Raw genomic sequence first — 21,167 nt, forward strand, 5'->3', positions numbered from 1 at the left:
CCAAGCATGGCGCAATCCGGCTATGGCAGCATCTATCGACCTTCGCAAAGCCCACCTTTCACGCTTCCACGGCGACCTGATGGCCGTCTATTCGTGGATCGACGACGAGCGGGCACTGTTCCTGATCCCCCACCTCCGCAAGGGAGCGCCCTGGTACATCGTCAAGGAATCCGCTGCCTATAAGTACGACAACCCGCACTACATGGCCCGCCAGTGCGCCGTGGCGTGCGACGTGCTGGGTATTGAGCCATCGCGGCCCAACTGGGTGCGGGTGGCCACGATCATTCACGAGGGCCTGCCCGACCTGGTGGCCATGCCCAGCGCCCCGCCCAAGGAATTCCACAACGCCAGCTTCGGCCAGGTGCTGCTGCGCGAAGACGGCAAGGTGCTGGGCGGTGAAGAGATCCGCCTGCCCAAGGAGGGCGTGTCGTATGGATGACTTCAATCAGGGCGGCGAAGTCGATTGGCTGGACGATCTCGAAGACGACATCGACGGCGCCGGGCAGGGCTCTACTGCGCTGGCAGCGGCCAAGGCCCCTCATGTGCTGGACTCCGACGAGGCGCGTGCCGAGCACCGACGCCTGCTGGAGTGGTACTACTACGAGAAGGAAAAGCAGGCCCCCAACCGCCTGGAAATGGCGATTGACCACGATTTCTACGACAACATCCAGTGGAATGCCGAGGATAAGGCCGAGGTCGAGGGCCGGGGCCAGGCTGCGCTGGTGTACAACGAAGTCGCGCCCATGGTGGACTGGCTCATCGGCACTGAGCGCCGCAGCCGCGTGGACTGGAACGTACTGCCGCGCACCGAAGACGATGTGGAGCTGGCGGCGGTCAAGAAGGACGTGCTCAAGTACGTCAGCGACATCAACCGCGTGCCGTTTCAGCGCTCGCGCGCGTTTTCCGACTCGATCAAGGGCGGTATCGGCTGGCTCGATGACGGCGCCCGCGATGACCCGACCAAGGACATTCTCTATTCGAAGACCGAGGACTGGCGCAACGTCATTCACGATTCGGACGCCTATGAGCTGGACCTGAGCGACGGCCGGTACATCTTCCGCTGGCGCTGGGTGGATGTGGACATCGCCGTCATGATGTTCCCCGACCGGCGCGACCAGATCCTGCGCGCGGTGCAAGAGCACTCACGCCACGGGTTCATCACCTTCCAGGACGACGAACTCACCATTGAAGGCACCGACCCGCTGCAGGGCCTGGCGCGAACGGGCTCCATCCAGTCGGGGTTTGGCGGCACAACCGTCGGCGCCAAGCGCAACAAGGTGCGGCTGATCGAAGCCCAGTACCGCAAGCCGGTCAAGGTCAAGGTCATCAGCGATGGCCCGCACAAGGGCGCGGTGTTCGACGAGCGCGATATGGCGCTGGTGGACTCCGTCAAGCTGCGCGGCGGCTCGATCATCGACCGCGTGATGATGCGCTTGCACGTGGCGGTGTTCACCGAAACCGACATGCTGGCGATGGGCCCGAGCTTCTACCGGCACAACAACTTCAGCTTGACGCCCGTGTGGTGCTACCGGCGCAACCGCGACCGCATGCCCTATGGGACGATCCGGCGCGTTCGGGATGTGCAGCAGGACCTGAACAAGCGGGCGTCCAAGGCGCTGCACATGTTGAACACCAACCAGATCATCGCGGACGAGGGCGCGGTTGCGGACTGGGACGTGGCATCCGAGGAGGTCAGCCGGCCAGACGGTCGGATCATCAAGAAGCCCGGCAAGCATTTCGAGATTCACCGGGATTCCGAAGGTGCGACCGGCCAGGTGCAGATGATGACGCTGCAGGCCCAGAGCATCCAGAAGAGCGCGGGCGTGGCGCAGGAGAACATGGGCCGCCAGACCAACGCGGTCAGTGGGGAAGCCATCAAGGCCCGCCAGCTGCAGGGTAGCGTGGTCACCACCGAGCCATTCGACAACCTGCGCCTGGCCACCCAGCTGCAGGGAGAAAAGCAGCTGTCCTTGACGGAGCAGTTCTACACCGAGGCCAAGGTCATCCGCCTCACCGGCCACAAGGGGAAGCTGCGCTGGGTCAAGGTCAACCAGCCCGAACCCCAGGCCGACGGCTCCGTTCGCTGGATCAACGACATCACCTCCAGCGCGGCCGACTTCCAGGTGTCGGAGCAGGACTATGCGGGCACGCTGCGCCAGGTGATGTTTGACTCGCTCAACAACATCGCCGGCCGGGTGACGCCCGACGTGGCCATGCGCCTGCTGACAATGGCCTACGAGTTTTCCGACCTGCCCAACAAGGACGAGATCGCGGACCAGTTCCGCAAGCTCACCGGCGAGCGTGATCCAGACAAGGAAATGTCGCCCGAGGAGGAGCAGGCCGCCATGGAACAGCAGCGGCAGCAGGCCGAGGCGATGGAAATGCAGCGCCAGACGGCTATGGCAGCCCTGGACGAGCAGCGCGCCAAGATCCGCGAGATCAATGCCAAGGCATCGAAGCTCGAAGCCGATGCGGGGGGCGCCGCCGATGGCACGGCCATGCAGGTGCGCGGCCAGATGGATCAGGAGATCGAGCGCCTGACCGAGCAGCTGCGCACCCTGCAGATCGACCTGAGAAACCAGACGCTCAAGATCAACAAGGACGCAGACACCGCCATCGAGGTGGCCCGCATTGAGGCAGCCAGCCGAGAGCGCATTGCCGAGATCCAGCGTGAGAGCGATGCCCGCCTGGGTGCCGTGTCGCAAAGACTGCCCGCCGCCTGAACAAAGCGATTCCCCCGCCATGGCAAGGGATACCCGCCGTCAGCCGCGGCACACCAACCGGAGATTCACATGACACGTTCCCGCCCCCTGTTCTCGCTGCTCTCCCTCGCCGCGGTTGCCGTAGCCGCCGCCTGTTCGGCTGTCGCCAGTACCGTGAGTGCCGGGTTTGGCTATGCCCGCGATTTCATCGTGGCCACGTTCACCGATGCCCCCCGCGCTGCGTGTGCTGTGCCGAGCCAGGCCTCGCCACGTGTCGTACTGGTCGCTGCCAAGGCCTTCGCGCACCGGCTGATGAAGCGACGACCCACGGTACAGCCATCGTCCTGGCGTATGTGCCCGTCGGTTTGACGCTCAACACCCCCGGAAAGCCCGCGCCCGCGGGCTTTTTTGCCTTCTGGGCACGCACCAAGCATGGAATTCTGCAGGCTCTCTTTCCACAGCCCCTATGGAGTACGCAATGGCCAAACGCAAGTCGCTAAGCACCGCGGTGCCGTCTGAAAACGATTGGCGCACTGAGTCGGACATGAGCACCCTCATAGAGGCCGAGAAGATCGAGAAAGACCCGAAGCGCATGGCGGCTGTCCGCAAGTTGGCGAAAAGCCGGCTGATGGGTTTGGCAGCCATTGCCGCTGAGGGTAAAGACGAGTCCTGATCCTCAACCTCCCTTGAAAGTAAGCGCATGAGTGCTCAACAGCCCCCCGCCCAGGCAGCCGACGACCAGCTCGACCCGGATCTGCTGACCCCCGAAGAGCGTGCCGCCATCGACGACGGTGCTCCGGACGAGGCCGAGCGCCTTGCTCTGCAGCGCCTGGCCAACGATGCCGACGGCGACGATCCGGATGACGCCGACGGCGACGACGACCCAGACGACAACACCGCCGCCGATGTGGCTGCCGATGTCGCTGCAGCGCCGCCCGCCTCACCAGCACCACCCCCCCAGCCTGCGCCAGCAGCCGATGATCAGGGCGATACGAAGCCTGCGCCCAAGCCGAGCGCTGCGGTGTACACAGCCGACGTGCCCAGCGATTTCAAGGAGCAGCAGGAGGCCATTGCAACCGAGCTGACACAGCTTCGCGACAAGTTCAAATCTGGCGAGCTGGAAGTTGACGAATACGAGACGCAGCGCGATACGTTGCTGGGCAAGCGCGATGACCTGCAGAAGGCGGTCATCAAGGCCGAGATTTCTCAGGAAATGCGACAGCAGGACGCGCAGCAAGCCTGGCAGTCGGCCATCGAACGCACGTTCGACAACGCCGCCAAGCCGGACGGCGGCGGCATCGACTACCGCACTGACGGCGCCAAGGCGGCCGATCTGGACCTGTTCGTGCGCCGCCTGGGTGAAGACCCGGCGAACGCCGACAAGGATATGGACTGGTTCCTGACCGAAGGGCATCGCCGCGTGCTGGCGCTGCACGGCATCACCAAGGCTGCGCCTCCGCCACCCCCCACCGCCACCGCGCCAACACCGCCCCCATCGCGCAAGCCGCCTGTGGGTTCCGTGCCCGCAACGCTGGCCCAGGTGCCTGGCAGCGACGGCCCGGGCGATGTGGCCGGCGAGTTCTCCGACCTGGATGCCCTGGAGGGTGAGGCGCTGGAAGATGCGCTGGCCCGCCTGTCGCCCGCCCAGCTCGAGAAGTACCAGCGCGGCCGCTGATGGCTTCCAACCGGCCCACCAGCATGATCGTCGACGTGCGGCCGGGCGAAAGCCTGGAGCTGCAGGGCGGGCTTGTCACCGTTGAGCTGCTGCACAAGAGCGGGCAGTTGGCGCGCTTGCGCGTCACTGCGCCGCCCGAAGTCTCGATCAGAAAACAGACCGAGCCCCACGGGGCCGGCGACCCTCGCACCGTACCAAGCATGGTGTGATGACTACCGGCCGATAAGTAACACGGCTTTCCCTGAGCGCAGGAGGTGCTCCCAAGGTTTAAACCCAAGGAGTATCTCTATGGCACGCACGATTGTTGGCGTAAACGACGCAAAGGCCGTCAAGCGCTTTTCGGGTCTTCTGGCGATGGACGTCAGCCAGAAGTCCTACTTCGGTCCCCGCTTCATGAAGCGCGGAGCTGATGCAGAAGTCCCGATCCAGATCCTCACTGATCTGGAAACGGACGCCGGTGAGCAGATCACGTATGACCTGCTGGCCGAACTGACCATGGCGCCCGTTGAAGGCGAAGACAACCTGGAAGGCAACGAGGAGCGTCAGCGCTTCTACACCGACCAGATCTACATCGACCAAGCTCGCTGCGGCGTGAACACTGGCGGCCGGATGACGCGCAAGCGCACCCTGCACGACCTGCGCCTGCGCGCCAAGCAGCAGCAGTCCAACTGGTGGGCCCGCCTGCAGGATGAACTGATCTTCATCTACCTGTCGGGTCGTCGCGGTATCAACCCCAACTTCCTGGTGCCCATCGGCTACACCGGCCGCGCCAACAATGGGCTGGCTGCGCCCGATGCGAATCACACCCTGTACGGTGGTGATGCGACTGCGTACAACAACGTGGACGCCACCGACAAGTTCGACCTGCGCCTGGTGGACCGCGCGAAGACCCGGGCCGACGCCCAGGGTGGTGGCGGCACCAACATCCCGGTGCTGCAGCCCTGCAAGATCGACGGCAACGAGACGTTCGTGCTGGTGATGCACACGTATCAGGAAGACGACCTGCGCTCCAACACGGCGACCGGCCAGTGGCTGGACATCCAAAAGGCCGCCGCGAGCGCAGAAGGCCGCAACAACCCCTTGTTCAAGGGCTCCCTGGGCATGTACCGCAACGTGATCCTGCACAGCCACCGCAACGTGGTCCGCTCCGCCGACGGCGGTGCTGGCGCCAACGTGGAAACCGCCCGTGCCCTGTTCATGGGTGCTCAGGCTGGTGTCTGCGCCTTCGGGTCGCCCGGCACGAACATGCGCTACGACTGGCACGAGGAAACCCGTGACAACGGCGACAAGGTCGTGATTTCCACGTCGAGCATCTTCGGTACCAAGAAGGTGCGCTTCGACATCGAGGGCACGCAGCAGGACTTTGGCCTGTTCAGCCTGGACACGGCAGCGGCCAGCCGCTGATAGGAACCCCCGCCAGGGATGGCGGGGCGTACTGACCACCCCCGAATGTTTCCTCTAGGAGAACCCCATGTTCACCAACAGCAATGACCTCTTGACCGGCCGCCGCCCTGTAGTCACTCCCTCGGGCTGCGAAGTGGTGGCCCAGCGCGGCGCGATTGCGCTGGTAGCCGCCGACCTCGACGCGAACGACGCAGGCTCGGTGTGCATTCTGCCGGCCGGTTGCGTGCCCGTCGGCATCGTGTACGACAGCGACGACCTCGACACCAACGGTGCTCCGACCATCGTGGCCTCTGTCGGCCTGATGACCGCAGACGACAGCGACCTGGCCACCGCCTGGGTGACGGGGATTACCGCGAGTCAGACCGGCACCTCTGCCGTGCTCACGTCCCGCGATCTGATGCGCGTGGCCCCGGCCACGACCGACCGCCGCGTGGGCATCAAGTTCACCGCTGCCGCGGCCACCAAGGCAGCCGGCACCGTCGGCCTGACCCTGCAGTACCGCGCCGCCTGATAGGCGCCGCCGAAGAGCCACCCGGCTGCAATCAGAAAAGGGGCATGCACTGCCCCTTTTTTCCACACACCGGAGATACCCATGAAACTGCAAACCGCGATCAAGCCACGCCGTGACGGCACCGTGACCGTCCAAGGCCTCAACGGCAAGACCTACGTATTCCAGCCCGACGAGTTCGGCGAGTTGAATGCCGATGTTGAACACGAGGCGACCGTAGCGCACCTGCTGTCGCTCGATTCATTCCTTCCTGCCGATGAAGCCGACTTTGACCGAGCACTGCTCACAATGAAATCCGCGCAGGGCGGGGCGGCTGCTGGCGATGACGAAGGCAACGACGAGAACGACTCGCCGAATCCTGACGCGCCTCCGCTTGAAGCTCGAACCCCGCCAGCGGCCTCTGGAAAGGCTACCAAGGCAGCGGCCAAGGCGACCGCTGCTGCTGCTGCTGCTGCAAAACCCTGATCGCTTGCCATGGCCACCTGGGCAGACTTCTATCCTGAGCTGATGCCGCATGTTGTGGGCTGCCCGCAGCCCATGGCAAACATCGCGCTGCGTGAAGCTGCCCGCGTGTTCTTTGAGCGCACGCGCATCTGGCGCGAGTGGCTGGACCTCGTCTCGGTGCAGGCCAATGTGCGCGAGTACGACCTGGATGTGCCGGATGGCGCAATGGTTGTGCGCATTGAGCGCACAACGTTGGACGGCGAACCATTGGCCGTGCTGTCGTTCAACCAGTTGCCCAGCGATCCCGCCCAGTCTGAGACATCGCCAGGCCTGACGAGCAGGGACCGCGCTGTCTTTACGCTGACGCGTGCGCTGCCAGCGGGCAAGCAAATTTCCGTATTCGCATCGCTCAAGCCGACAAAAACGGCCATGGGCGTGCCCGATGACTTGTTTGAGCACCACGGCCAAGACATCGTCGAGGGTGCAAAGCGGCGTCTGATGATGGTCCGAGGCACGAGCTTCTACGCTCCTGATCTGGCTGCAATGGCTGGCACGGAATTTGAGTCCGCCATTGGCACCAAGACGGTCACTGCCTGGCGCAGCGCCACCGGCAACACACCACGCGCTCGCGTGGGCTGGGCTTGATCATGCCCATCGCCGTTGCCAGCCTGATTGATGACCTGCGGATTGCCCTGCAGGACGCCACCGGCATCCGATGGAGCACGCCCGAGCTGGTTCGCTATATCAACCGGGCCCAGGACGATGTGCACCGCGCCCGTCCTGACACGACCGCTACCGTGAAAGCTGTTGCCTTGCGTGCCGGGTTCCGTCAGTCGCTGCCGGCCGAGGCCGCTTCGCTGATGGACATCCCGAGCAACGCCGACGGTCCCTCCATCACTAAGGTGGACAAACCGATGCTTGATGCGGTTGAGCAGAACTGGCGCAGCCGCAGCCCGTCCGGGCGGATCGTGCATTTCATGCACGACCTGCGCACACCGCGCATTTTTGAGGTGTACCCGCCCGCCACGTCAGGTGCGCGCGTTGACATCGAATTCTCAGCCTACCCAACGCCAGCGGTGGCGCAGCAGCAGGGCGCTTACAGCGATCTGGCCATCGCATCGCAGTGGGCGCCAGTGATCTACCACCTGGCGCTCTTCTACGCTTGGTCCAAGGACGCAGAGCACGCTGGGAACGCCGCCCTTGCTACCGGACACCTGGCGCGCGCTGAGCAGATGCTGGGTGTGGACCTGCAGACTACGGCCACCGTGGCTCCCAAGGAATAACCGATGGCCTACCACGCAAAACACGTCAAGCAGCCCATCGAGGTGCAGGACTACCCCTTCGATTTCACCGAGTACCTCCAGGAGATCAACGACGTGGCCGCGAGCTTCGTCGTCGCCGCCGCAGAGGGGGTGACCATCGAGTCGTCGAGCATGGAGCGCGGAGTTGTTCGCGCCTTCGTGTCCGGTGGCACTTCCGGCCGCTCCTACAAGGTGAGCGCCACGTTGACCACCCAGGGGGGCCGCGTCAAGCAGCTCGACATCCTGGTGAAGGTCAAGGAAATCTAACTCTAGGAGTCTCACATGGCTGGTTTTTCTGCCTCCCTCGCTAACGCCATCATCAACTCCACCTTGCGTGGTCAGGCGTTCCCCACCATTCGCACCACCTATTTCGCGCTGTTCTCCGCGGACCCCACCGATGCCTTCACGGCGGGCACTGAGGTGAGCGCGGCCTGGTATGCACGACAACCTGCGGGCGCGTTCGCTGCGCCGACCAACGGGGCGTCCTACAACAGCACCCGAGTGCAATTTCCACCCCTGACGGGCAGTGATGTGACCGTCACCCATGTGGGGATTGTCGAAGGAGCGAGCCCTACGGACCCCACCGCCACCCTGTTGTACAGCCAGGCACTCAGCTCACCCAAGGTGATGTCGGTGAACGACGTGTTTGTCGTTGATTCCGAGACGGTGTCGGGCGACTGGACCATCACGCTGGTCTAACCGAGCAGGTCATGAATCGCGGCACGATCAACGGTTACGCGCTGAACGCTCGTGGGCAGCGTGGTGGAGCCTTCCGTGTCGCTGCGGACTTGATCGCCTCTGCCTACGTTGTAGCGCAGTCGCGCGTGGTTCGTCGGCTGACTGGGCCGCTCACCGTGTCTGCTGCCATCGGCCAGGGCGGGCGCCGGGCGATACGGGAGAACTTCGGTTTACTGGTCGAAGCGGCCATTTCCGTGACTGCCATCCCTCTATTGCGGGGCTTGTTCAACGCAGCGTGTACCGCAGTCATCGCAGCTTCTGCAAGGGTGGGTCGCCGGTCGCTGATGACTTTGCCGGTGTCGGCAGAAGTGGTGATCGGCGCGCGCTCGGTTCGGCGCCAAGTGGTGAACTTCGTTGCCTCGGCCTCTTTGCCCCAAGACCTCACCAGCTGGCGGCTGTCACCCGAGGTGTTTGAAGGCACTGCCGGCATCACGCTTACAGCGGGAGTGCTCAACGAATTCCCATACGACGAGGACGCCCCTGATGAGCGCGTGTTCATCGTGCCCCCCGAGGACAACGTTTTTTATGTGGTGGTCTGAATGGCACTAGCAACAGTAACCCAGCAGCCTGGCGATGTGAAGGACTACGACATCGACTTCGATCAGTGGTTTCCCTCCGGTGACCAGATCGTGTCGGCCGTGGTCAACGCGTCCCCTGTGATGCCCGAGGCTCCCTCCGCTGTCGTTTCCCCCTCTGCGCGCCGCGTGAAGGTGTGGGTGTACGACGGTGGCTCGGACGGCCTGACCTACACGCTCTCCATCAAAGCATCGACAACAGACGGCCGCGTGAAGGAAGTGGAACTCATCGTGAAGATTCGGGAGACTTGAATGGCGAAGCAGCTTTGGCTCAACAACTTCGACACCGACCTTACCGGTGTCGTCAAGGCCCTCCCGGACACCGGCTCCCCCGCGACAGAACTGGGCTACGGGATCATCCAGCTGTCAGGAGCTGCTGGCACTGTGCTGCCTGCCCTCACCGATGGAAACTGGTTTCTGCTGACCCTGTTCAGCATGTCCGGTGGGCTAGAGACAAATCTGGAGATCGTGCGCGTGACCGCGGTGGACACCACCAGCGGCTCGGAAACACGTTTGACCGTGCAGCGTGCGCAGGAGGGAACGACCGCCCGCACTTACGCCATTGGGGACAAGGTCAGCTTGCGCATGACGGCCGGCTCAGCCACCAACATGCTCCAAGGTAGTGACAACCTGGCCGGCCTTGCCGACACGGCAGCAGCGCGCACGAACCTCGGAGCGGAGGCCGCGATCACGTCGGGAACCACCGCGCAATATTGGCGCGGAGACAAGACATGGCGCGATTTTGCTGCCGACGTGCGCGCAGCTGTCTTGACAGGATTGAGCACCGCAACCAATGCAGCAGTTGTCGCCACCGATTCGGTGCTCGCTGCGATTGGCAAGCTGCAAAAGCAATTTACAGATCACTTCGGCGCTGGCGGGACGGCACACTCAAATGCGGTAGCGGGTGGCGCAGCCGGGTTCATGACCGGCTCCGACAAGACCAAGCTGGACAGCGTTGCCAGCGGTGCAACGGCTAACAGCTCTGACGCCACGTTGCTTGCTCGTGCTAACCACACGGGCGGGCAGGCCATCAGCACAGTAACCGGGCTGCAGGCCGCTCTGGATGGCACTGAACCAAGCATCACGGCAGGAACCACCGCGCAATATTGGCGCGGAGATAAGACGTGGCGCGACTTCGCCACCGACGTGCGAGCTGCGGTACTCACAGGTCTTTCCACCGCCACATCGACCGTTGCAGACGCAACCGACACCGTGTTGTCGGCCATCGGCAAGCTGCAGGCGCAGGTGTCGCTGCGTGCGCTCATCGCATCGCCATCGTTTACCGGCACCGCAACCTTCCAGGGCGTGCGTGAAACGTTCATCACGGCCAACACCGGGACGGCCTACACCGTGGCGAACACGGCCGGCTCAATCCTGAATCTCACGCTCACTGGGAACTGCACGTTCACCTACCCCACGCCCGCGTCGGGAGGGCAGTTCACCCTACTGCTGGCACAGGATGCCACGGGAGGACGCACCGCCACCTGGCCCGCTACGGTGCGCTGGCCCGGCGGCACGGCACCCACGATCACCGGGACAGCATCGCGCACCGATGTGATCTCGTTCGTGTCCGACGGCACCTACTGGCTCGGCTTTGTCGGCGGCCAGAACTTCACGCGGGCCTGACGCTATGTTTGCAGCAACACGCGCAGGGGTGATGGTCAAAAAAGCCGGCACGGCAGTCCCGTACCGTTACTGGCGCATCTACGTCACGCTGCTGAATTCCAGTGGCATAACCATTGGCCTTGAGGAAATTGAACTGCGCGGGACGGTTGGAGGCGCAGACCTTACTACCGGTAGCACGCCTGTTCTCGTGAGTTCGTATTTGGACAACGGAGAGGAAGGGGCATACCCCGGAAGCGGCACCGTGGACAACATAGTGGATAGCCAGTTCTCGATTTGGTTCAGCGCGGGAGGCGGGCCACCGCACTGGGCGCGCTATGACCTTGGTACGGCCCAGTCGGTGGCACAGGTTGCAATCAAGCCGGGTCCATCCACAACATATTGCCCCCGTGACTTCATCGTCCAAGGCTCTGCAGACGGCACCACCTTCACCGACGTGAAGGCGTTTTCCGGTGTTTCCGCATGGTCCGGCTGGCAAGCTTTCACGCTCTGAGGTACCCGCCCGTGCCATACCGCAACACCCAAACCAACACCTTCGGCCACAGCGTCAGCACTGTTCGGTCAGCCTACCCACGGGTTTCAATTCCCGAAGGCGCGAACCACGGCGTGTTTACCTGGTACGTCCCCAGCAACCCTCCACCGCATGACTCGCGCGTCCAGGTCGCGGTTGAGATCATGCCCGCGAACAACATGCAACAGTGGCGCGTTGACCCCGCGCCGGTAGAGCAAGTGATTGCCTCCGTCACAGCAGCGGTTCAGCAGCGGCTCGACGCCTTTGCCCGCTCGCGCAACTACGACAGCATCCTGAGCGCCTGCACCTACGCCACAAGCACTGTGCCCAAGTTCGCGGCTGAGGGTCAGTACGCCGTCAACGCGCGCGATGCGAGCTGGGCCACTTGCTACCAGATCATGGCTGCCGTTCAGGCTGGGCAGCGCCCCATGCCATCGGTTGAGCAGGTGCTCTCAGAACTCCCCGTCCTGGACTGGCCCAAATGAAAAACATCCTTCAATACCTCCAGGCTGCCAGTGTTCCAGTGGAGCATGAACGGGATGCCGTCGATTCGCTGCTCGAAGCCCAAGAACGCGCCCACGGCCTGACCTGGACCAAGTGGAAGGTACGCCTGCTACACGCCGGCAAGATCGCCAAGCTGCTGCCGTGGCATGCCGAACGGCTGATCGAGGTGCGTCCCGACCTGGCCGATTGGGACATCGCGCCGATGGTCAACATCACAGCCCAAGGCGACAACGTGCCCTGGCCCAACGGCCGACCAGCTCCGGGCGCCTGGATGGACGACACACCCGAGGCACGCGCCGCCAACTACTGGTGCCAGGGCGCCCACCCCCGCAGCACCGAGTCGCGCAAGGCCTGGTACCGGCGCAACGCCGGGGAGTACCGCGCCTGGCGCCTCGGTCACCGGGTCACGCCTGGCGCAACGCGGGTGTGGAGCGCCAACGGCGTGACCGTCCGCGAAAACAACGGCGCCTGGCAGATCGTGGCGCAGGACAAATGGCTCGGCCTCGTTCCGGTACGCGTTCGCATCGGCTACGAGATCGACAACGTGGTGCGCGATGACGGCACGCAGCTTTGGTATCCGATCCCAGGGCACGACCTGCGCGCTCCCGTGACCTGGTCAACCATCCCATTTCGGTAATTCACCAGGAAGGACACCTGTGATCCCAGATAACTTCGGCAACCTCGTTGAGGTGCCACATATTGCGGCCCTCAAACAACGTCTTGACGAAGGGGATGAGCGCTTTTCGCGGGTGGAAAAGGAACTAGCCGAAAACACTGCCGCTACCCAGCGCATCGAGGCAAGCACCGCTGAATTGGTCGAATTTTTCTCCGCCATGAAGGGCGCCTTCAAGGTGCTCAACTGGGTCGGTTCAGCTGCCAAGCCCATAGGTGCGATCGTTGCTGCTTGCACCGCCATCGGCGTTGCCTGGGCCAACTTTCGGGGTGGCAAATGAAAGAGGCAATCCGCAAACGGCTCATCCAGGCCGCCCTGGCCATCACCATGGGTGCCGCTGGCGTGGCCACCTACCAAGCCCAGCAGCCCAGCGCCGAAGTGCTGCTGGCCATGGAGCTGGGCGCCCACTACGAAAGCAGCGGCCGCCACATCGGCACGCCCTACGTCGACAAGCTGGGCAAGGGTCAACCGCTCACCGTGTGCAACGGCGTCACCGGCCCCGAGGTGGTGGCGGGCCGCTACTACACCCCCGACGACTGCAAGCGCCTGGAGCTGCCCAAATACCTCGACGCCGAGCGCCGAGCAAAGGCCGCGCTGCGGCGCTGGGCCACGTACAACGTCTGGGTGCGCGCCAGCATCATTGACATGGTTTACAACCTCGGGCCCGCCGTGCTGACTGACACAGCGCTGGTACGCCTGGGGAACTCGGGCGACCTGGTGGGCATGTGCCAGCAGATGACCCGTTGGGTTCGCGGCACGGTCAACGGCCAATCTGTGGTGCTGCCCGGCTTGGTCGAGCGCCGCAGCGCCACGCGCGAGCTATGTGCGGAGTGGGGCAGGGACGGGCATTTCAGCGCACGACTGATTGCGGAGGTGCGGCCATGAGAGCCAACCTTGTCGCCTTCCTGCCGCTCGCGATCGCTCACTTGCTGCGGCGCAAAAGGGCCAAGCCATGAACCTGACCCTCCTCTCCAGCGTGATCGCCGCCGCGGTGGCGGCCGCGGCAGCCTGGGCATTCCAGGACGCCCGCTACACCGCCGACATCGCAGAGATGCGGTTGGAGCATGCCAACGACGTTTTGGCCGCCACTTCCAGGGAGCAGGCCAAGCAACGCGCCATCGACACTAAATACCAAGGAGCCCTCAATGCTGCACTCTCCCGTCAAAACTCTTTGCGGCGCGATGCTGCTGTTGCTCAGCGCGAGTCTGATGGGCTGCGCGCACAACTGTCCGATGCCGCCCGCCGTATCGCTGACGCTCCCCCAGCCACCGTCGCTGAGTACGCCACTGCCAGCAGTGAGCTACTCGCTGTCTGCAGCCGAGAGCGATCAGAGTTCGCAGCAAAGGCTGACGGGCACGCGTCTGATGTCCGAACCCTCCTTGAAGCCTGGCCGGTGATTCATTAGGGCGCGCCGACAACCACCCGGGAGCACGCAATGCCAGCCCTCAAGATCGAAACCTTCGGAGGTGAAATTCCTTCTGTGTCCCCGCGCGCCCTGCCGCCCAGTGCTGCGCAGGAAAATCGCAATCTGTTTTTGGGTACCAATGAGTTCCGCCCGCTTGCTACCGATGTCGAGGTGGCGCAGGCGCCGGGGAACACCACTTCCCTGTACCGTTTCGCTCGCGGGACGAATGGGGAGCTGAACACCAGCACGGCGACCGGCTGGGTCGTAGCGGAAAAAGACCGCAGCTACGTCAAAGGGCAGATCAACGACGAGCGCACGGAGCGCACCTACTTCACGACCGACGACGGCTCGGAACCCCTCCGAGCAATCACCGTGGCAACCCCCAACGCGCCTCGCCTGGTGGGCGTGCCGGCACCAATGAAGACGGCTGCGGTCGCAAACATCAGCGATGAGCTGACGGCTGAGGAAGCCACGAGCTTCATGACCGAGACGGCCGTGGTCGAGATTCAAAAGGCGCTGGTGTCTGCACTGCGCAATCCCAGCAACACCGTGCTGGATGTCGGCCGGCGAAAGTTGGATGGCCTGCCCACGGCGGGCCCGTTTCAGCTGTGGGGCATGCGCTGGTGCGATGACCCTGTGCTTGCCGGCCTATACGCCGACAAGCCGTACTACGCAGTGGCGGTCATTGGGTACAACTTTGGCGAGCAGATGGGGCTGATTGGCGCAGAAATGGATGCGCGTGGCCTGCCTAACGGCCCCGGGCCATACAGCCTGATGGCCATTCCGGTGAACGCCGGCGCCTTCGCTTATTGGATCGATGCGACTGTTGCCAGCAACAACCTGCGGGCTATCGTTTTTCCGGAGACAGGGTACGGGGCAAAGAGTGGCCAGCGGCTATTCACAGACACGCAGGTGGCCGAGCTGGTCGCGCGCGCCGTGAAGTGGTTTGACCCTGCGAACTATGCCCGCGCGCTGCGCGAGCGCTTGGACGCCGAGGTGCAGGCATTTGTGAAGCTCCTGGTCGCAGCGCCGGCCGGGGCCAATGAGACGGTCAAGGCGATGCGCAACCGCATAGCAGCCGCAGCGCATGAGGTGAATCAGCGTTCTGTTGAGCGGTTGAAGCTGTTTTCGGACGACACCCTCTGGGTAAAGGAGTGGCTGAGCTCCCGCGGTGGTGCGCTGGCCGTCGTCGGCCCTACCGTGCTGCGCATCGTCGAAACCCGGTTCTATGCCGCCACGTTCGTCACTGACTGGGACGAAGAATCCGCCCTGGGCACGCCATCCGACGTGTTGGATCTGGATCAAAACGATAGTGCGACTGTGGCGCGCCCAGAGCTTCCGCCCGGGGAAACCTTCACCGGACGCAACATCAACAGGTGGCGGATCTACCGCAGTAACAGCGGCAGCCAGTCGGCCGCTTTCCAGTTTGTGGAAGAGCTCAACATCAACACCCTGAGCTACACGGACACCAAAAAGGCCTCAGCCCTTGGTGAGGTGTGCCCCACGCTGACATGGGCCATGCCGCCCAAGCGGGACACCGGCACGAATCCGCACTTGCGCGGGTTGGTAGGGATGCCAAACGGAATCATGGCCGGCTTTTTCGACAATACCGTGGCGTTCTGCGAGCCCTACGTCCCTTACGCCTGGCCGGTTGAGTACCAGATCACCACCGAGTTTCCAATTGTCGGCCTGGGCGTCTTCGGCCAGACTGTTTTCGTGGGCACGAAGGGCAACCCGTACTTCATCAGCGGAGCCGATTCCGCGAGCATGTCCTCGGTCAAGCAGGATGTGCGCCAGGCCTGCGCCTCAAGCCGGTCTATCGCCATGATGCAGGGTGGCGTCTTGTACGCATCACCTGACGGCCTGTGCCTGGCCGACCACAACGGCGTGCGCGTGGTTTCCTCGGGCTTCATCACGCGCGAGGACTGGCAAAAGCTCGTGCCCGAGTCTATGGTGGCGCGCGCTCACGAGAACATCTGCTACATCATCTATGCGGGGCAGGGCGGTGGCTGCCTGTCGTTCGACCCAATGAGTGGGAAGTACGGGCACGTCTCGTTGCGCGGATCAGCATTTTTCTCCGACACGATCACCGATTCGCTGTATGCAGTCGATGACGGGAAGATCTGGCGAGTGTTTGGTGGTACCAGCCGGCGCGATGGGCGGTGGAAATCGCCCCTCATCACGCTGCCCAGGCAAACGGGCTTTGTCTGGTTGAAGGTGTACGGCGATCAGTCGCCGGCATCCCCTGCCGTCATCCGCCTTTACGGCGATGGCGCCCTGGTCCATGTGGCCACCGTAGTGAACATTGACCCAGTGCGCCTGCCCCCAGGGCGGTGGCTGGAATATGAGGCCGAGGTGGAATCGAGGGCGCGGGTCACGCGCGTGGTGGTGGCCAGCGACACGACAGAGCTGCAATCGGTATGACCAACCCCAAGAACAGAGCACGCCTCCCAGCGCTGCCGCCCGTGTCCGCACAGGACGCGTCCATGCGCGCCTGGCTGCAGGCTGTTACTGAACGCCTGGAGGTGCGGGAGGGCCAGCGCGGCGATGCCGACGAGCGGGCCCTCACGCAGCGCGATCTCGCGGCATTCCTGGCCGAGAGCACCAGCCCAGCTCCCAGCACGAAGGGTGGATGGTGGGAATCCATTTCCAACGTTGAAGATCTGGGAGAGGCGCTGCGCAACACGCGAATGTACAACGACCTACTGCGTCGGATCTCGAACGCGTCGGGAGAGCCGCTTGTCGGCGCCATGGCGGGGGAAGCAGCTTCGGCGCCGGCCGCCGCATCGTCGTCGGACACTCCGCCAGATGCCCTGCGTTTGGTCCGCAACGATCTGGATTTCTACCGCCTAACCTCAGCGACCAGTCGCGTGGATAGCTCCTATCAAGAGCTGGTGTGCACTGTCAACACCGCCAACTTCTTCTCGCAAGGGGGAAATCACATCGTCTTTGCCCTGGATTGCATGGGGGAAGCCGGCAGTGGAAACCCTCACAACGCTCCGGTCATCCGCAACGGGCAGAACCTTTTTTCCCTGGCGCGCGGATTCATCATCTTCGGCGATGGCTCTGTGCAGGCCGAGCAGTGGAACGGCACGTTTAACCCAGCGCTGGAACCAGTTACGTCGAGCGTGCCCGGGTTCAGTCCTGCCACAACCCCAATTTTCACCGTGCGGATTGTGGCCGGCTATCGCACCGGAGCGCTTGCCAATCACATGGCGATCACGATTCATCGTGGAGGCGGGAACGGCCAAGTCATTTTTGCCGGCTCAAAACCCTGGGGCTGGGACTGGACAGGGCGCCACGTGGCGTACTTCGCAGCCATTGGACCAGACTTCAAGTCGCCCAACGAGACAAACAACGTCGAAAAGCTCGGGATCGGGGCTGCACCGAATGCGACGGTCCATTTCTCCGCTGCAAAGCTGTCTATTGCGTAAGCGGCGACCCTCTGGTTCAGGCGCCAAGCATGCAAGCATGGACGCATGGCCCACCATGCACTCGACTACGACCTGGACAGCGTGCTGCCCTTTGCGCAGTCGCTGATCCCCGGGTTGTCGCGTTCGCAAGACATGCGGTGCATCGGGCTGCGAAAAGACGGCCAGCTTGTGGCGGCGGCGATTTACGAGGGCTTCAACGGCGAAAACATGTGGGTGCATCTGTGTGGCGCGCCAGGTGCACGCTGGATGACCCGCGAGTTCCTGCGTGCGGGATTCGCGTACCCGTTCCTTGTGTGCGGGGTCAAGCGCCTGAGCGGCTACGTGAACGCCAGCAATGCAGAGGCCCGGCGTTTGAATGAGCACTTCGGCTATCGGGAAGAGGCGCGGCTCCAAGGCGCGGGCCCCGAGGGTGACGACGTGATCCTGTATGTGATGTGGCGAAAGGACTGCCGGTATGTTTGACTTCGATATGCTGCCGCTCGGCGCCTTCGAGCCTCGCCCGGGCGGGGGGATGCGGCTTCATGGAGGGAAGGGCAACAGCGCGCCTGCGCCCGATCCTCGGCTGGTGGAAGCCCAGGTTCGCTCGATGGGCGTCCAGGATTCCGTCATCCAGCGCGTGCTCCAAATGTCCGAGGAGAACCTTCCGCTTCAACGCGAGCAGATGCAGTTTGGCCTGGATTCTGCCCGTACCGCGCATCAGCAATCCCAGGAAGATCGCACGTGGATGCTGGGCCGGCGTGAAAGTTTGTCCGGGCTTCAGGATAGGCTCGTCGCAGACGCCGCCGAGTTCAACACCGCCGACAAAGCCGACCAGCTCGCTGGCCAGGCCATGGGCGATGTCAACCAGGGCTTTGCAAACGCAGAAGGCCAGAACGCACGGGCCATGGCGCGCATGGGCGTCAACCCCTCGGACGGCCGATCGGCAGCACTTGGCAATCAAACCGCCATTGCCAAGGCATCGGCACTGGCGATGGCCGGCACTGGCGCGCGCGACCGGGCTCGCACCGAGGGTTACGCGTTGACGGACCGGGCCACCAACGCACTGGCGGGCTACCCCTCCATGGGCATGCAGGCTACAGGTGCAGGCGCGGGCTTCGCAGCGTCTGGGATCGGCATCGCGAACGCCGGGGCATCAGGCATGAGCGCCGGTTTCAACGCAGCCGGCAACATGGCCGGCCAGATGGGCCAAAACGCCACCGGCATGTACGGCACCCAGTCGCGCAACTACTACGGGCAGCAGGGCGGTGACTCCGTCGGTGGCGTGCTGGGCGGCCTCGGTGGGCTGGCCATGGGCGTCGGGACGATCATGTGATGCAGAGCATTGACCTGAGCCGATTCACAAGCCCGGCCCTGCAGTTTTCGGGCGGGAAGGACTCGCTCGCCTGCCTCTACCTGCTGCGCGACCAGCTGGACAAGATCACCGTGTACTGGCTGAACGCGGGCGACACGCCACCGGAGACGCTGGCCGTGGTGCACGAAGTGCGCCAGTGGGTGCCGCGGTTTGTCGAGGTCGCAACCGACGTGAAGGGCTGGCGGGATTTGAACGGGTACCCCACGGATCTCCTGCCTGCGAACTCCCATTTCATTGGGGTTCTTCATGGGCTCGGTCATGTGCGGCTGACCAACCGGTTTGACTGCTGCTATCACAACCTCATGGCGCCGCTGCACCAGCGCATGGTTGATGACGGAGTGGACGCGGTCATTCGCGGGACCAAGCTCTGCGACGGCGGAAAGATCCCCGCCGAAGGGGCCACCCCGTTTTATGACGTGCTGCTGCCGGTTCGCGACTGGACGCACCAGCAGGTTTTCGAATACCTCGAGCAGGTGGGGGCACCGCGCAACGCGATCTACGACCACTTCCACAAGATCAGCGCGCCGGAATGCATGGGTTGCACTGCCTGGTGGGGCGACGGGAAGTCGGCGTACCTCAGCGCAAAGCACCCCCATTTGCTGGGAGAGCACAAACGCAATCTTGTGGCCATCAAGCGTGCGATGCAGTCGCACCTCGATGAGCTCGAAACTGAAATCGGGAGCTGACCATGGCGCGACGATCTGGGGTGCAGGAATTCCTCAACAACTTCAACGCGGCGTTCAACGCGACGCGACAGGTAGGCCAGGCTTTTGAAACTGCTGGCGTCATGCGCGAGAAGCCCGTGGAGTCCCAGGGCTTCACGCCCGAGCAGGGGGCCGAGATCAGCGCAGCCGCGGAATCGGGCCAGAACCACATCGGCTACGACGATGCGAGCAAGGCGTATGTCGTGACGCCCAAGCTGGCCGACGATCAGATGGGCCCGGCAGAGCCAAAGGCCATCGCCCAGCAGGGCGTGACCGATTTCATGGGCAAGCGCACCGCAGGCGCCATGTCGGAAGAGCAGGTGAACAGCGCCCGCTTCAAGGCCATGGCTGGGGTGATGTCCAAGTACGACCCGGTCGCCGGCATGCGCATGCAGCGCGAAGCCAAGCAGGGGGAGCGGGACGATCAGCGCTTCGGCTGGGAGCAATCGCGCAATGAGCGCGAGATCAAGCTGGCCAGCGAGCAGGATGCAGACAAAGCGTTTGGCAAGCAGCTCGATACCAAGGTGGGCGAGTGGTTCAAGGGCCGGCTCAAGAACCCCGACGGCACCGAGCGCGCTGCCAGCGTGGACGACCACCTTGCGGCAAGTCAGTTCCGCGCCGCCCAGCTGACCGAAGCGGGCAAACTCGATCAGGCTGGCCAGGTGCTCAAGGAATACAGCGCCCAGTCCATGGTGAAGATCCAGCTCGATGGCGCCGCGCGCGAGCAGGCCCTGGGCAAAACATCGGCCGCGCTGGCGGCTGGCGACCTTGGCGCCGTCAAGGACTTCTACAACCAGTTCATTCCCGACGGTGCGCGCGTGACCGACGTGAAGCGCGGGGGCAATGGGCAGATCGTAATTCAGCGCGAGACGTTGGACGGCCGCCCCATGCCGGAGACGGTCATGAAGGACATGGGGCAGCTGGCCGCAGGCCTGGCCGCCTTCAAAGACCCGATGGCGGTTTACCAGTGGAGCCAAAACGAATTCAAGAACACGCTGGCGCTGCGCGCTGACGCACGCGCCGATCAGTCGTTGGCGCTGCAGGGCGCATCTGTGGCGGCCGGTCGGGATGAGCGAGCCCTTGCCCGGGGCGAAGCCGACAAGAAAGCATCCGCAGCGGTGGCGCTGTTCAAGGAAACGAACCCTGGCGCTACGGCCGCGCAGCTGGAGGCCGTGCGCACGGGGGTGCTGTCCGCCACGCCGGAGGCCGGAAAGAACGCCCCATCCGAGGTGAAGCTCGCGCAGGCCATGGTGTCTGCCGGCCTCGCGCCCGACATGAAAGCCGGCCTGGAAATGGCCATTACTCGCAAGTCGCAGTCGCCATCTGAAATGCACAAAGACTTTGTAGCGGCTGGTATGAAAAACGCACGCGGCTCCGATGGCGCGGCGCGCGCGGTGAAGGCGGCCGATGACGTGATGAGCAATATGGGCTACCGAAAGTCCGGGAACGGATGGTCTGCCGCTGGCGCAGGTGGCGGGACGCCTGCCGCATCCGCGCCGCCCGCGGCCGTGGACATGCTCAAGAAAGATCCGAGCCTGGCGGCCCAATTCGACGCCAAGTACGGCGCTGGTGCTGCTGCGAAAGCGCTCGGGAAGTAGGGCGTATCGCGCCAAGC

General features: G+C 63.8%; 28 protein-coding genes. All 28 read left to right on the top strand.

What is annotated here, in order from left to right; genetic code table 11:
* The first annotated feature begins 22 nt into the window (after window positions 1-22).
* On the top strand, window positions 23-439 hold the full coding sequence (locus tag ACSQ3O_RS09805; RefSeq protein ID WP_436138709.1) for a hypothetical protein: 417 nt from the start codon (window positions 23-25) through the stop codon (window positions 437-439).
* Window positions 432-2,723: a hypothetical protein gene (locus tag ACSQ3O_RS09810; RefSeq protein WP_436138710.1), complete on the top strand. Its 2,292-nt coding sequence runs from the start codon at window positions 432-434 to the stop codon at window positions 2,721-2,723. Before ACSQ3O_RS09805 ends, ACSQ3O_RS09810 begins: the two co-directional genes overlap by 8 nt.
* A gap of 69 nt (window positions 2,724-2,792) precedes the next feature.
* Complete coding sequence (locus ACSQ3O_RS09815; protein WP_436138711.1) at window positions 2,793-3,071, top strand: hypothetical protein; 279 nt, start codon at window positions 2,793-2,795, stop codon at window positions 3,069-3,071.
* Between the two features lie 109 nt (window positions 3,072-3,180).
* Window positions 3,181-3,375 (top strand): hypothetical protein, encoded by a 195-nt coding sequence (locus tag ACSQ3O_RS09820; RefSeq protein WP_436138712.1) that lies wholly within the window; start codon window positions 3,181-3,183, stop codon window positions 3,373-3,375.
* Between the two features lie 27 nt (window positions 3,376-3,402).
* The gene (locus ACSQ3O_RS09825) at window positions 3,403-4,377 is read left to right on the top strand and encodes a hypothetical protein (protein WP_436138713.1); all 975 of its coding nucleotides are present in this window, start codon (window positions 3,403-3,405) and stop codon (window positions 4,375-4,377) included.
* Window positions 4,378-4,400: 23 nt separating this feature from the next.
* Window positions 4,401-4,586 (top strand): hypothetical protein, encoded by a 186-nt coding sequence (locus ACSQ3O_RS09830; protein ID WP_436138714.1) that lies wholly within the window; start codon window positions 4,401-4,403, stop codon window positions 4,584-4,586.
* A gap of 79 nt (window positions 4,587-4,665) precedes the next feature.
* Window positions 4,666-5,781, top strand: a complete 1,116-nt coding sequence (locus ACSQ3O_RS09835) for a N4-gp56 family major capsid protein (protein WP_436138715.1) — start codon at window positions 4,666-4,668, stop codon at window positions 5,779-5,781.
* 67 nt (window positions 5,782-5,848) lie between these two features.
* Window positions 5,849-6,292 carry a hypothetical protein gene (locus ACSQ3O_RS09840; RefSeq protein ID WP_436138716.1) on the top strand — a complete coding sequence of 148 codons (444 nt, stop codon included), beginning with the start codon at window positions 5,849-5,851 and terminating at the stop codon, window positions 6,290-6,292.
* Window positions 6,293-6,373: 81 nt separating this feature from the next.
* A complete protein-coding gene (locus tag ACSQ3O_RS09845; RefSeq protein ID WP_436138717.1) occupies window positions 6,374-6,754 on the top strand; it encodes a hypothetical protein in 381 nt (126 codons plus the stop codon).
* Window positions 6,755-6,763: 9 nt separating this feature from the next.
* Window positions 6,764-7,378 (top strand): hypothetical protein, encoded by a 615-nt coding sequence (locus ACSQ3O_RS09850; RefSeq protein WP_436138718.1) that lies wholly within the window; start codon window positions 6,764-6,766, stop codon window positions 7,376-7,378.
* Between the two features lie 2 nt (window positions 7,379-7,380).
* A complete protein-coding gene (locus ACSQ3O_RS09855) occupies window positions 7,381-8,016 on the top strand; it encodes a phage adaptor protein (RefSeq protein WP_436138719.1) in 636 nt (211 codons plus the stop codon).
* Window positions 8,017-8,019: 3 nt separating this feature from the next.
* Window positions 8,020-8,301 (top strand): phage fiber-tail adaptor protein, encoded by a 282-nt coding sequence (locus tag ACSQ3O_RS09860; RefSeq protein WP_436138720.1) that lies wholly within the window; start codon window positions 8,020-8,022, stop codon window positions 8,299-8,301.
* A gap of 15 nt (window positions 8,302-8,316) precedes the next feature.
* Window positions 8,317-8,733, top strand: coding sequence for a phage tail fiber protein (locus ACSQ3O_RS09865; protein WP_436138721.1), 417 nt, complete (start codon window positions 8,317-8,319; stop codon window positions 8,731-8,733).
* Window positions 8,734-8,744: 11 nt separating this feature from the next.
* Window positions 8,745-9,311, top strand: a complete 567-nt coding sequence (locus tag ACSQ3O_RS09870) for a hypothetical protein (RefSeq protein ID WP_436138722.1) — start codon at window positions 8,745-8,747, stop codon at window positions 9,309-9,311.
* Window positions 9,312-9,599, top strand: a complete 288-nt coding sequence (locus ACSQ3O_RS09875; protein WP_436138723.1) for a phage fiber-tail adaptor protein — start codon at window positions 9,312-9,314, stop codon at window positions 9,597-9,599.
* Complete coding sequence (locus tag ACSQ3O_RS09880; protein ID WP_436138724.1) at window positions 9,600-10,973, top strand: hypothetical protein; 1,374 nt, start codon at window positions 9,600-9,602, stop codon at window positions 10,971-10,973.
* A gap of 4 nt (window positions 10,974-10,977) precedes the next feature.
* Window positions 10,978-11,463, top strand: a complete 486-nt coding sequence (locus ACSQ3O_RS09885) for a discoidin domain-containing protein (RefSeq protein WP_436138725.1) — start codon at window positions 10,978-10,980, stop codon at window positions 11,461-11,463.
* Between the two features lie 11 nt (window positions 11,464-11,474).
* A complete protein-coding gene (locus ACSQ3O_RS09890; RefSeq protein WP_436138726.1) occupies window positions 11,475-11,966 on the top strand; it encodes a hypothetical protein in 492 nt (163 codons plus the stop codon).
* The gene (locus ACSQ3O_RS09895; protein WP_436138727.1) at window positions 11,963-12,622 is read left to right on the top strand and encodes a hypothetical protein; all 660 of its coding nucleotides are present in this window, start codon (window positions 11,963-11,965) and stop codon (window positions 12,620-12,622) included. Before ACSQ3O_RS09890 ends, ACSQ3O_RS09895 begins: the two co-directional genes overlap by 4 nt.
* A gap of 19 nt (window positions 12,623-12,641) precedes the next feature.
* Entirely contained in the window at window positions 12,642-12,938 is a 297-nt protein-coding gene (locus ACSQ3O_RS09900; protein ID WP_436138728.1) for a hypothetical protein, read from the top strand.
* Entirely contained in the window at window positions 12,935-13,543 is a 609-nt protein-coding gene (locus ACSQ3O_RS09905; RefSeq protein ID WP_436138729.1) for a glycoside hydrolase family protein, read from the top strand. Before ACSQ3O_RS09900 ends, ACSQ3O_RS09905 begins: the two co-directional genes overlap by 4 nt.
* 67 nt (window positions 13,544-13,610) lie before the next feature.
* The gene (locus ACSQ3O_RS09910) at window positions 13,611-14,063 is read left to right on the top strand and encodes a hypothetical protein (protein WP_436138730.1); all 453 of its coding nucleotides are present in this window, start codon (window positions 13,611-13,613) and stop codon (window positions 14,061-14,063) included.
* 30 nt (window positions 14,064-14,093) lie between these two features.
* Entirely contained in the window at window positions 14,094-16,487 is a 2,394-nt protein-coding gene (locus ACSQ3O_RS09915) for a hypothetical protein (RefSeq protein ID WP_436138731.1), read from the top strand.
* A 62-nt stretch (window positions 16,488-16,549) separates the two neighbouring features.
* Window positions 16,550-17,497, top strand: coding sequence for a hypothetical protein (locus ACSQ3O_RS09920; RefSeq protein WP_436138732.1), 948 nt, complete (start codon window positions 16,550-16,552; stop codon window positions 17,495-17,497).
* Window positions 17,498-17,542: 45 nt separating this feature from the next.
* The gene (locus tag ACSQ3O_RS09925; protein WP_436138733.1) at window positions 17,543-17,959 is read left to right on the top strand and encodes an N-acetyltransferase; all 417 of its coding nucleotides are present in this window, start codon (window positions 17,543-17,545) and stop codon (window positions 17,957-17,959) included.
* Window positions 17,952-18,809, top strand: coding sequence for a hypothetical protein (locus tag ACSQ3O_RS09930; protein ID WP_436138734.1), 858 nt, complete (start codon window positions 17,952-17,954; stop codon window positions 18,807-18,809). Before ACSQ3O_RS09925 ends, ACSQ3O_RS09930 begins: the two co-directional genes overlap by 8 nt.
* A complete protein-coding gene (locus tag ACSQ3O_RS09935) occupies window positions 18,809-19,534 on the top strand; it encodes a phosphoadenosine phosphosulfate reductase domain-containing protein (protein ID WP_436138735.1) in 726 nt (241 codons plus the stop codon). Before ACSQ3O_RS09930 ends, ACSQ3O_RS09935 begins: the two co-directional genes overlap by 1 nt.
* Before the next feature lie 2 nt (window positions 19,535-19,536).
* Window positions 19,537-21,150, top strand: coding sequence for a hypothetical protein (locus tag ACSQ3O_RS09940; RefSeq protein ID WP_436138736.1), 1,614 nt, complete (start codon window positions 19,537-19,539; stop codon window positions 21,148-21,150).
* The last annotated feature ends 17 nt before the right edge of the window (window positions 21,151-21,167 follow it).

The organism is Acidovorax sp. LjRoot74, from assembly GCF_964254355.1.
Classification (GTDB): domain Bacteria; phylum Pseudomonadota; class Gammaproteobacteria; order Burkholderiales; family Burkholderiaceae_C; genus Acidovorax.